Source organism: Methyloversatilis discipulorum, assembly GCF_018780585.1.
Taxonomy (GTDB): Bacteria; Pseudomonadota; Gammaproteobacteria; order Burkholderiales; family Rhodocyclaceae; genus Methyloversatilis; species Methyloversatilis discipulorum_B.
Map to the genome: position 1 here is coordinate 24,383 of NZ_JADMJL010000061.1, position 12,112 is coordinate 36,494.

At 67.6% G+C, this 12,112-nt stretch carries 7 protein-coding genes; 2 read left to right on the forward strand and 5 right to left on the reverse strand.

Features of this window, described 5'->3' with window-relative positions:
• Positions 1-107: 107 nt before the first annotated feature.
• Together IV112_RS20080 and IV112_RS20085 are read right to left on the reverse strand one after the other, a co-directional pair.
• Positions 108-2,747: an EAL domain-containing protein gene (locus IV112_RS20080; RefSeq protein ID WP_304006736.1), complete on the reverse strand. Its 2,640-nt coding sequence runs from the start codon at positions 2,745-2,747 to the stop codon at positions 108-110.
• 62 nt (positions 2,748-2,809) lie between these two features.
• Complete coding sequence (locus tag IV112_RS20085) at positions 2,810-5,326, reverse strand: sensor domain-containing protein (RefSeq protein WP_304006737.1); 2,517 nt, start codon at positions 5,324-5,326, stop codon at positions 2,810-2,812.
• Positions 5,327-5,613: 287 nt separating this feature from the next.
• Between IV112_RS20085 and IV112_RS20090 the strand changes: the two genes are divergently transcribed.
• On the forward strand, positions 5,614-6,462 hold the full coding sequence (locus tag IV112_RS20090) for an ATP-grasp domain-containing protein (protein ID WP_304006738.1): 849 nt from the start codon (positions 5,614-5,616) through the stop codon (positions 6,460-6,462).
• 61 nt (positions 6,463-6,523) lie between these two features.
• Positions 6,524-7,783 carry an Hsp70 family protein gene (locus tag IV112_RS20095; RefSeq protein WP_304006739.1) on the forward strand — a complete coding sequence of 420 codons (1,260 nt, stop codon included), beginning with the start codon at positions 6,524-6,526 and terminating at the stop codon, positions 7,781-7,783.
• A 261-nt stretch (positions 7,784-8,044) separates the two neighbouring features.
• On the opposite strand, the gene IV112_RS20100 is transcribed toward IV112_RS20095, so the two are convergent.
• From IV112_RS20100 to IV112_RS20110, 3 genes are read right to left on the reverse strand one after another with little or no spacing between them, the layout of a single operon-like run.
• Positions 8,045-9,460, reverse strand: a complete 1,416-nt coding sequence (locus IV112_RS20100; RefSeq protein WP_304006740.1) for an FAD-dependent oxidoreductase — start codon at positions 9,458-9,460, stop codon at positions 8,045-8,047.
• Between the two features lie 6 nt (positions 9,461-9,466).
• The gene (locus IV112_RS20105; protein ID WP_304006741.1) at positions 9,467-9,772 is read right to left on the reverse strand and encodes a ferredoxin family protein; all 306 of its coding nucleotides are present in this window, start codon (positions 9,770-9,772) and stop codon (positions 9,467-9,469) included.
• 3 nt (positions 9,773-9,775) lie between these two features.
• Positions 9,776-11,908: a molybdopterin-containing oxidoreductase family protein gene (locus tag IV112_RS20110; protein ID WP_304006742.1), complete on the reverse strand. Its 2,133-nt coding sequence runs from the start codon at positions 11,906-11,908 to the stop codon at positions 9,776-9,778.
• Positions 11,909-12,112 lie beyond the last annotated feature (204 nt).

Below are 12,112 nucleotides of genomic sequence, written 5' to 3' on the forward strand. Positions count from 1 at the left end.
GCCGGATCTCCTTCGAGGGTGAAGTGAACCGGCACGCACCGGTCCTGCCCGGTCGACGAAGCAGCCGGCGCGAAATCGACAGCGCGCCCGATGAATGTCCGCCTGCTTCAGCGCGTGCGCTGCAGATCCTCGCGCAACAGACCTTCGAACTCGTCGGCCGGCAGCGGCCGCGCGAACAGGTAGCCCTGGAAGAACTGACAGCCGTTGCCGGCCAGCGCATTGCGCTCGTCTTCCGTTTCCACGCCTTCGGCGATCACCTTGACACCCAGCGCCGAGGCCAGCGCGACCACCGCGCGGACGATGGCCAGATTGCCCTCGCTGGCTGGCAGGTTGCGCACGAAGGATCGGTCTATCTTCAGTTCGTTGATCGGCAGGCTCTGCAGATAGGCCAGCGACGAGTAGCCGGTGCCGAAGTCGTCGATCGAGAAGCGGATGCCGCGTGCGCGCAGCCGCTGCATCACGTCGATCGCGCCATCGACGTCGCCGAGCAGGATGGACTCGGTCAGTTCGAGCACCACCTTGCCCGGCGGCGCGCCGGTGCGGGTGATGGCTTCGAGTACCGAATCGGCGAATTCCGACTGGTAGAGCTGGGCGGCACTGATGTTGATCGCCACCGACAGATGGGCGGTTTCCGGTTTGCGCGCCCAGCGCGCGAGCTGTTCCAGCGCGTCCTCCATCACCTGCAGGCCGAGTGCGGGCATCAGGCCGGCGCGTTCGGCCACCGGTATGAACTGCACCGGCGGGATGAAGCCCTTGTCCGGGTGGCGCCAGCGTGCGAGCGCCTCGGCCGACACGATGCCGCGACCGTTCTCGACCTGCGCCTGGTAGTGCACGCAGAACTGCCGCGTCGCCAGCCCGGTGCGTATTTCGTCCTCGAGCCGAAGCCGCGCGGTGACGGTTTCCTGCATGACCGGGTCGAAGAAGTGCAGGCGGTTCTTGCCGCGCTGCTTCGACTCGTACATCGACAGGTCGGCGCGACGCAGCATTTCGTCGATCGAGTGCGTGCTGCCGCTGAACATCGCGATGCCGATGCTGGCGCTGGTCTGGCGCGTCTGACCGTCAAGTACGTAGGGACGATTGAGTGCGGCCAGCATCGCCTCGGCCACGCGCTCCGCCTGTTGCGCGGCGTCGATCGAGTGCTCCGGCAGGTCGGCCAGCAGCACGACGAATTCGTCGCCGCCGAAGCGCGCAACGGTGTCGGTCTCGCGCACGATGTCGCGCAGCCGGGCACCGGCCTTCTGCAGCAGCAGGTCGCCGTTGTGGTGACCGAGCAGGTCGTTCACGTTCTTGAAGTCGTCGAGGTCGATGAACATCAGCGCGCCGTGGCGCGAGGTGCGCGACGTCGACGCCATCGCCTGACCGAGCCGGTCGGACAGCAGGCGGCGGTTCGGCAGACCGGTCAGTGCGTCGTAGAAGGCGAGCCGGCGTATCTCGTCCTCGGCCGCCTTGCTGAAGGTGATGTCCATGAAGGCGGCGACGTAGTGCGTCACCATGCCGTCGGCGTTGCACACGGCGCTGATCGACAAGCGCTCCGGGTATACCTCGCCGTTGCGTCGCCGGTTCCAGATCTCGCCCTCCCACACGCCGTCGGCGTGCAGCTTGGACCACATGGCGCGGTAGAAGGCGGTGTCGTGCCGGCCGGATGCGAGCAGGCTGGTGCGCTGCCCGATCGCCTCTTCGGCGCTGAATCCGGTGATCGCGGTGAAGGCCTTGTTCACGCGCAGGATGACGCTGTAGGCGTCGGTGATCATCATGCCCTGCTGCGACTCGAAGGCGATGGCGGCGATGCGCTGTTCTTCCTCCAGCCGCACGCGGTCGGTGATGTCGCGCGTCAGCAGCACCACCGCGCGGCGGCCTTCGAAGGGGGCGTCGAGCGCTCTGGCGCGCGCCTCGAAAACGCGTGGACCGCCCTGCGTGTCCAGCGTGTACTCGAGCATCTGCGCGCTGTCGGACTGCAGTGTCCGGCGCACGTAGTCCTGGAACATGGCCGCCTTTTCCGGCGGCAGCACGTCGGTCATCAGCTTGCCGCTCAGCGACTTCGCGTCGGCGACGAGCAGCTTCTCGTCCGGTGCGCGTATCTTCAGATAGCGCCCGTCCTCGTCAAGCACCATCAGCACGTCGGGCACCGCTTCGGTGATCGCCCGCATGCGCGCTTCGCTGTCGCGCAGTGCCTTGCCCGTGCGCTGACGTTCGTCGAGGTCCAGCAGCAGCATGCCGAGCAGCGCGGTGGCCGGCGCCAGCGTGAGCAGATAGGGCAGGGCCAGCATCTCGAACACGCGTTTGGCGGTGTCGCCCGGCAGCCCGAGGAAGAACAGCAGCGCCACGACATGCACCACCACACCGAGGCCGAGGAAGGACAGGAAGCCCGGCGTGACCTTTCCGCTGCGGACCAGCACGCGCATCAGCAGGCCGAGCAGCACCGAAACGGTAATGACGCCGACGCCGACCAGCGCGCCGCCGCCGCCCAGGTGCAGGCGGTAGGCGGCGGCCACGGCGCCGGCGATGGCGCCGACCAACGGGCCGCCAAACAGCGCGGCCATGCTGAGCACGGCGGAACGACCGTCGAAGATGACGCCGGGGGTGAGGGTGATCGGCATCATCATGCCGACCACGCACATGACGCCGAAGATCAGTCCCGAGCCGATCGCCCGGGCGGCGTGGCGCTCACCCCAGAAGCGGGCGTTGAAGCCCTGCAGCAGGCTGAGCGCCAGGATCAGTGCAGTGGCCTTTATGAGGTCTAGTGCCATTCTCTCTATTTGAAATGCGGGCTGCGGGGCCATCCGGCGAGGCGCCGGACGAGTGGTGCATTTCAGCCATTCTCGCGCAACCAGGCTTCGAAGTGTTCGGCCGGCAGCGGGCGCGAGAACAGGTAGCCCTGTGCATAGTCGCACTGCGCGGCACGCAGCAGATCGAGCTGGTGGATGGTTTCGACGCCCTCGGCGATCACTTGCATGCCGAGCTTGTGCGCCATCACGATCATTGCCTCGCACAGCGCGAGCTCGCTGGAGTCGCGCGACAGGCCGCGCACGAAGGACTGATCGATCTTCAGGTAATCGATGTCGAACTTCTTCAGGTAGGACAGCGAGGAATAGCCGGTGCCGAAGTCGTCGAGCGACACCTGGACGCCTGCGTCGCGCATCGCGTAAAGGCATTCCAGCGCGGGTTCGTCGGCCTCGACCAGCATGCCCTCGGTGATTTCGATCGCCACCAGGCTGCCCGGCGCATCGAGCGTGCGCAGCAGCTCGACCACACCGGGATAGTCGCCGTTTCGATTGCGCAGCTGCAGCGGCGAATGGTTGATGCTGATCTGCACGGTGTCGCCGAGGCGCTGCTGCAGATGGCGCGCGAAACCGACCGCGGTGCGCGTGATCCAGTCGCCCATCGGCAGGATGAGACCGGTCTCTTCGGCGATCGGTATGAATTCGGTCGGCGACACGTGGCCGCGTTCGGGGTGCTGCCAGCGCATCAGTGCTTCGGCCTTGCGCACGCGGCCGGTCGCGATTTCGACGATGGGCTGATAGACCAGGTGGAACTGGCCGGTGGTCAGCGCGGTGTGCATGTCCGACACCAGGCGCAGACGGCGTTCGGAACTGGCCTGCATCGACGGCGTGAAATAGCTCATCCGGTTGCGTCCGGCGCGCTTGGCGTCGTACATCGCCTGATCGGCCTGCTTCAGCAGATCCTCCTGGCTCTGCGCGCTGTCCGGATACAGCGTGATGCCGATCGAAGCCGACACATAGACCAGTTCGTTGAACAGCTGGAAAGGCTGGTGCAGTGCGCTCAGTATCTTTCCGGCGATCTGCTCGACGACGTCCGGGTGCTCCAGCCCGCCCAGCACCACCGCGAATTCGTCGCCGCCGAAACGGGCGACCGCGTCGGTGTCGCGCATGCAGCCGGTGATGCGCTGCGCAGCCTGCTGCAGCAGGCTGTCGCCGGCCGGGTGGCCCAGCGTGTCGTTCACCTCCTTGAAGCGGTCGAGGTCGATGAACAGCACCGCCAGCTGACGACCGCTGCGCTGGCTCAGTCGCATTTCCTGGCGCAGGTGATGCAGCAGCAGGTGACGGTTGGGCAGATTGGTCAGCGCGTCGTAGTTGGCCTGCTTCCAGATGGTCTGTTCGTTGATCTTCTTGTCGCTGATGTCGCGCACGATGCCGAGCACGGCGGGCTCGTCGCGATAGGTGAAACGCGAGGCGATCAGCTCGATCCACAGCGGCCGGTCGCCGTCGCGGTTCAGCAACTGCACCTCGTAGCGACGTTGCGGTTCCGGCCCGGAACCGATGCGGCGCTCGTAGCGCTCGCTCCACAGTTCGAGGAAGTCGGGGTGCAATACGTCGGCAAAATGCAGGCCGGTGAATTCCTCGACGGTATAGCCCAGCATGCGTGGCAGGGCCGGGTTGACGAAGACGAAGCGGTGCTCCTGCGCAACGAAAACGCCGTCGGCCATCGCGTCGAGCAGCGCGCGCTGGGTGGCTTCGGCGCGCTCGAGTTCGGTCTGTACGCGGCGACGTTCGGTGATGTCGGTATGGGTGCCCACCATGCGCAGGGGCCGACCGTCGGCATCGCTGCTGACCACCTTGCCGCGGTCCAGTATCCACTTGTATTCGCCGTTGCGGCAGAGCATGCGATGTTCGTTGCGGTAGCCCGGCGTGCGGCCGTCGAGGTGGGCCTGCACGTCGGCCATCACCCGCGGCAGGTCGTCCGGGTGTACCCGTTCCGACCATTCGGACAGCGCGTTGCCGATGTCCTGTTCCTCGTAGCCCAGCATGGTTTTCCAGCGCGGGCTGAAGAACACGGTGCCGTCCTGGATGTTCCAGTCCCACACGCCGTCGCCGGCACCTTCCAGCGCGAACTTCCAGCGCAGCTTGTTGGCCAGCAGGTCACGTTCGGTGCGCTTCTGCTGACTGAGGTCGCGCCAGGTGGTGATGAACACCTCGCGGCCGTCGATGGCGATGGTGGTCAGCAGCACCTCGATCACGACCTCGCTGCGATACGGGCTGCAGATGGTCCACTCGAAGCGGTGGCTGCCTTCGCGCCGCGCGATGTCCATCATTTCGCGCGCCTTGTCGTCGGACGCACGGCCATCCGGCTGGTGCGCCGGCGAGATGTCGGCCGGACGCAGCGCGATCACCTCCTCGCGGGCCGGGAAGTTCAGCATGCGCATCGCCGCCGGGTTCCAGTCGGTGAACACGCCCGACTCGACGTCGAGCAGCAGCATCGGGTCCGGTATGCGCTCGAACAGCAGGCGGAATCGCCGGTCGCCCTCCACCTGCCCGTGTGCAGGCCGTTCTGAATAGGTGGAGTTCGATGGATGCGGGGTTGAAGTCAAGGTTCTGCTGCTCATCGGGATTGCCAAAAGGCCCGCCGTGCTCACATCGGCGGCGCTCGCATCAGATATCGGCGCGCCGCCGGCGGACTGTACTTGTGCATTGCAAAAAATGTTTTCTTTCATGAGGATGGCGAGTGCCCTGCGCACCGGACGGATACGGTGCGAGGGTGCCCGGCGCCGGTATCATGGCGCCTCTCTCAGCGGCTGCAGGCATACGAACCGGACGTCGTCGTGCCTGCGTCCACCACACGTCTCGCACCCGTCCACGTCAAGGATTCCGTCCCGCCATGAGCGCCCGTCCCGAGATCGCCTTCGTCACCTGCGCCGACATGCCCAAGCCCGACAGCGACGCCGAACTGCTGATGGCCGCCTGCGGCGTCCCGGTCGATCTGGTCGCGTGGGACGCCGACGTCGACTGGTCGGCCTATCGCTGCGTGCTGCTGCGTTCGCCCTGGGACTACCACACGCGCCTGCCCGAATTCCTCGCCTGGGCACGGCGGGTCGAGCGCTGCAGCCGGCTGCTCAATCCGCTGCCGGTGATCGAGTGGAACAGCCACAAGCGCTACCTGTTCGACCTCGCGGCGCGCGGCGTGGACATCGTGCCGACACGCTTCATCGAGCGGCGCAGTGCAGAGGTCGCGCAGGTTCTGGCTGAATTCGGCAGCGGCGAGGTGGTGGTGAAGCCAGCGGTGTCGATAGGCGCTTTCGGAGCCTTCCGTGGCGCCGCCGACAGTGCCGCCTGCGCCGATCACCTGCGCGCGCTGGCGGCCGAGGGCGACGTGCTGCTGCAGCCCTTCGTGCCGGGCATCGCCGATGGCGAGGTGTCGCTCATCTTCTTCGGCGGCCGCTATTCGCACGCGGTGCGCAAGGTGCCGCAGGCCGGCGACTACCGTTGCCAGGACATCTGGGGCGGGGTCGCCAGTGCGCACGCGCCGGCCGCCGACGAATTCGCGCTGGCCGAGGCGGCGCTGGCGGCCGCACCCGGCCCCTGCGCCTACGCGCGCGTCGACATGCTGCGGCTGCACGGCCGGCCGGTGCTGATCGAGCTGGAACTGATCGAGCCCTCGCTCTTCTTCGACACCGCGCCGGGCAGCGAACGCGCACTGGCCGAAATCGTGCGCGCGACGGCATGCTGAACTTGCGCGCGCCGCGCCGCCCCCGTACGCTGCGCGGCCTTCCGCACCACCGCACTGCCCGATGAACACCTCCGCCTGCGGCATCGACTTCGGCACTTCGAACTCCACCGCCGCCATCCACGACGGCCCGCTGGCTCGCCTGCTGCCGCTCGAAGACGGCAAGCCCACGCTGCCGTCGGCGGTGTTCTTCAACCTCGACGAGGATTCGATGGCGGTCGGTCGGGCCGCGCTGGCCGAATACCTCGAAGGTTTCGAAGGCCGGCTGATGCGCTCGATGAAAAGCCTGCTCGGCAGCGGCCTGATGGATGCCGGTACCGACGTCGGCGGCCGTCATCTGGCCTTCCGCGATCTGATCGGTGGCTTCATCGGCGAAGTGAAGAAGCGTGCCGAGACGGCGGCGCAAACGCGCTTCGAACAGGTGGTGGTTGGCCGCCCGGTGCGCTTCGTCGACGACGACGCCGAGGCGGACAAGCTGGCCGAAGACACGCTGGCCGACATCGTGCGCCGCGCCGGCTTTCGCGACGTGAGCTTCCAGTTCGAGCCGATCGCCGCCGCGCACGCCTTCGAGCAGACGGTCGAACGCGAATCGCTGGTGCTGGTGGTGGACATCGGTGGCGGCACCTCCGACTTCTCGCTGGTGCGGCTGTCACCCGAGCGCCGACGCCATGTCGATCGCAGCGCCGACCTGTTGGGCAACACCGGCGTGCACATCGGCGGCACCGATTTCGACAAGCGTCTGTCGCTCGCCTGCGTGATGCCCGAACTGGGCATGGGCGGCCTGCTGGCCAGCGGCGCCGTGCTGCCCAACAGCACTTACTTCAACCTCGCCACCTGGCACACCATCCACCTGGCCTACCGCCGCGACGTGCTGCCCGGTCTGCAGGACATGGCGCGCGACGTGGTCGATGGCCGTCGCTTCGAGCGGCTGTTGCGCGTGCTGCGCGAGCGCAGCGGTCACCATCTGGCGATCCGCTCGGAGGCGGCGAAGATTGCGCTGTCGGACACGCCACGGGTCGATCTCGATCTGGGCGTGGCCGAGGCGGGCCTGCACGTACCGGTCAGTCGTGCCGCGTTCGAGGACGCCATCGCGGCCGAGATCGCCCGCGTCGGCGACGCCGCGCTCGCCTGCGTCGCCCAGGCGGGCCTCGCGCCGTCGGCGGTCGATACGCTGTTCTTCACTGGCGGCTCCAGCGGCGTGCCGGCGCTGCGCCAGGCCCTGGCCGCCCGCTTCCCGGACGCGCAGCCGGTCGAGGGTGATCTGTACGGCAGCGTCGGCTGCGGTCTCGCCGTGGTGGCGCGCCAGCGCTACGGCAGCGCCTGACCTTCGGGTCGGCATCGCGAGCACGCTCGCGCCCACGAACCCCGGCCGAGCCGCGATTCGCGAGTGCTTTTGTGGGAGCGGCCTTGGCCGCGACACGGCCGCTGCTGTCCGCGGGCTTCGATCCAGGCGGCTGTCGGGGTCAGAAGACCCCTCCCACAGAAACCCGGCCCTGGCGCCAGCCGTGGATCGGGCGCATTCCGTGTGGGAGCGACCGCTGGTCGCGATGCGGCGGGGGCAGGCCGCGGGCTCCGCTTCAGGCCGCTAGCGCGCGCACGCTCGCTCCCGCGATTGCGGGGCTTCGGCAACCGCGGCGGCGTGCAGCATGTCTTCGACGCGGACGAACTTCTCTGCCGGTTTTCCGCCTGCGCGTCCGCGCTCGGCTTCCGCCTGCTCTATCGCGCGCCATCCGTCGAAATCGACCACTTTTCTGCAGTCGGCCGCCAGTTGCGCCAGCAGGCCGGCGCGCCCGGCTTTCGGGGTGTCGAGTTGCGCGAGGTCGGCCAGCAGGCTGGTCACCGTGTCCACGCTGTCGGCGCGGTTGGTGCCGATGACGCCGGTCGGGCCGCGCTTGATCCAGCCCGTTGCATACCACCCGCGCAGCACCTCGCCGCCGGTGTCGATGAGGCGGCCGTCGCGATGCGGCAGCGCGCCGCGTACCCGATCGAAGGGCAGGCCGGGCAGTGGCGTGCCGCGGTAGCCGACGCTGCGCAGCACCAGCCCGGCCGGCAGGCTCAGCCGCTCGCCGGTCGGGGCCGCGGACTGTGCGCCGGGCTCACCCGACAGCGCCTGCGCTTCCAGCTCGATCCGTTCGACGCGCGTCGCTCCGCTCAGCGCCACCGGCGCGCAGTGGAAGTGCAGGTGCAAGGGGCGCCGCCCGTCGTCGGCGGGCGTCTGCGCGAAGCCGCGCAGGATGTCCAGGTTGCGCGGGGCGTGAACGAAGCCCGGCAGCACCAGTTCGGCCTGGCTGGCGTCGTTGAGCGCGAGTGCCGCTGGATCGACGCGTGGCTGCCAGCCGGGCAGGGTGCCCAGTTCGCGCAGCTCCTTCGGCGTGAACTTCGCCTGCACCGGTCCGCGTCGGCCGACCAGATGGATTTCGCGTATGCGTGACTGCGCCAGGGCGTCGAGCGCATGGGCGGCGATGTCGGTGCGTCGCAGGACGTCGACCGGGCTGGCGAGGATGCGGCAGACGTCGATCGCCACATTGCCCTGGCCGATCACCACGGCGACCTCCTGTTGCAGATCGAATTCGAGGTCGGCGCATTCCGGCCGGCCGTTGTACCAGCCGACGAAATCGCCGGCCGCATGCACGCCGGCCAGGTGCTCGCCGGCGATGCCGAGCTGGCGGTCGCCGGCCGCACCGGTGGCGACGATTACCGCGTGATAGAGCGCGCCCAGTTGCTCTGCCGACAGGTCACGCCCGAGCTCGACGTTGCCGAAGAAGCGCAGCCGCGGATCTTCGGCGATCTGCGTGAACACGGTCGTGACCGACTTCAGCTTCGCGTGGTCGGGGGCGACGCCGAAGCGCACCAGGCCGAAGGGTACGGGCAGGCGTTCGATCAGGTCGATCTCCACCTGCAGGCCGCTTTCCAGCAGGGCCTCGGCGGCGTAGAAGCCGCCGGGCCCGCTGCCAACCACGGCCACGCGCAGCGGGTGGCCTTCAGTTCCGGGTATGGCCATCGCGCATCACAGTCCCAGCTGCTGCCGCCGCGCGTCGGCGCCGTCGAGCGGCGGCAGGCGGGCGCGGATGACCGGATAGCGCTGCGCCGCCTCGGCATTGATGCGTATCCAGTGCTGCTGGTCGTCCGCCAGGTCGAATTCCTCGACGATGGCGTGCACCGGGCAGGCCGGAATGCAGGCGCTGCAGTCGATGCACACCGCCGGGTCGATATAGACGCGCACCTCGTTCACATGGAAGCAGGCCACCGGGCAGCTCGCCACGCAGTCGGTGTAGCGGCAGCCGCGGCAGTTGTCAGTCACGACATGGGTCATGGTTCAGACCCTCTGTACGTCGACGCGGTTGTCGGAATAGGTGCCTGCCTGGCCGAGATTGCAGTGCCGGGTCGAGGTGGTCGAGTTGACCGCGGTGCCGCTGCGGTTCAGTCCCGGCCAGTGGCCGACATTGGTCATCATCAGGCCGGGTGACACGTCCTCGCTCACTTCGGCGCGCGCCTCGAAGGCACCGCGGTCGTTGAACACGCGCACATAGCTGCCTTGTTCGATGCTGCGCGGGCCGGCGTCGATCGGGTGGATGACGATGATCTGCTCGCCCTGGCGCCGCTGCTGCGTCGGTTCGTTCGCGTACTGCGTGTTCAGGAAGGCGTGCGGCTTCGGTGACACCAGATTGATCGGGAAGGCGCTGGCCCCGTCCGGCATCATGGTTTCGACCGACGGGATGTAGTTGGGCACAGGGTCGACCGGCGTGCCCGGCTGCATCGCTTCGTAGCCGGAGCGCCAGACCGGTACGACGAAGTTGCCGCCGGCCGCCAGGCTGGACGCGAATTCGCACTTGCCCGAGGGCGTCTTGAAGTCGCCGGTGGCATGCGGTGTGCGCTCGTCCGGCAGCCCGACGTCGAGCCGCATCCAGCCCTTCTCCTTCAGCGTTTCCAGCGTGATGCCCTTCATCACTGGCGCGTCCCAGTCATAGCAGCGGCGCAGCATTTCCCAGTCGTCGAGATCCCAGTGCTCGTCGGTAAAGCCCATGGTTTTCGCCAGCCGGCGGAACAGTTCGACATTGGGCACGCACTCACCGGGCGGCGCGATGGCCGGCTGGTTCAGGTGCATGTAGAGGTGGCCCCAGGTCACCATGATGTCCAGCTGCTCGGCCTGCATCGTCGCCGGCAGCAGAATGTCGGCGTACTTGGCCGTGTCGGTGATGAACAGTTCGCTGCACACCGTGAACAGGTCTTCGCGCTGCAGCCCTTCGACGATGGTGCCGGCGCCTGGTGCCTGCGACACCGGGTTGGAGTTGTAGACGAACAGCGACTTGATCGGCGGATCGAGCGGCATTGCACCCGTCAGCGCGGCGCCGAGGTCCAGTTCGTTGATCACCCGGGTGCCCGGCGGAATCCAGTCCGGCCGGCACATGAAGTCGAACTTGAACGGAAATTCCCAGATCGGCATTTCGATGGTGCCGCCGCCCGGATAGCGCCAGGCGCCGGTCAGCGCCGGCAGGCAGGTGATGGCGCGCACTGCGTCGCCGCCGCCGGGGCTGCGTTCGACCGCCACGCCCTGGCGTATCGCCGAGCGCTGGGTGCCGGCGTACTCGCGCGCCAGCGTCAGGATGTCCACCACCGGAATGCCGGTGATGTCCGATACGCGCTCGGGCGGAAACTCGGCCGCGCGCGCTTTCAGCTGGTCGAAACCCAGCGTGTATTTCTCGACGTAGTCGTGGTCGTACAGGTCCTCGCTGATAATCACGTTCATCATGCCCAGCGCCAGCGCCGCGTCGGTGCCCGGCTTGATGCGGATGTGCCAGTCGGCCTGCTTGGCGGTGCGGGTGCGCACCGGGTCGATCACCACGATCTTGGCGCCGGCGGCCTTGGCCTTCAGCACGAAGGGCCAGCCGTGCAGATTGGTGTTGAGCATGTTCATGCCCCACACGATGATGTACTTCGACACGGCCAGACTTTCGACGTCCATGCCGCCGGTCGGCCCCACCGTCATGATCCAGGCGGTCGAGGAACCGGATTCGCAGTAGGTCTTCTCGGCCACGGTCGATCCCAGCCGGTTGAAGAAGGCGTCGCCGGCGGTCAGCCCGTTCAGCGTGCCCTGATGACCGAGGTAGGCATGCGGCATGATGGCCTGCGTGCCGTACTGCGCGATGATGTCGGTCCACTTCGACTTGATGGTCGCCAGCGCCTCGTCCCAGCTGATGCGCTCGAACATGCCGGAGCCCTTGGGGCCGACCCGCTTCATCGGGTACAGCAGGCGGTCCGGGTTGTAGTGGTGCTCGGCGAAGTTCTTCAGCTTCACGCACAGCCCGCCGCGCGTCATCGGGTGATCCGGGTCGCCGGTCACCTCGACCAGCTTGCCGTCCTCGACGTGGTACAGGAAGGCACAGGTATCGGGGCAATCCTGCGGACAGGCGCCGCGCACGACAAGGGTTTCGCTCGAATGGGTGGACATGGCTTTCTCCCGGTAGAAAAGGTGACAAGGGGTGGATGGGCGGGCTCTCTGCGGAGCCCGGTCCCGATGTCTGCCGGATGAAAGTTAGTCAGTGGCGGTGAGGGGAGACAGGGCCAGTCGGAGAAAAAAGGATGGTGCCAGCGGGGAAAGTGCGAACGGACTGCACAACGGGGAACCGTCAATCTGCTCTCGGGCAGGTTTGAT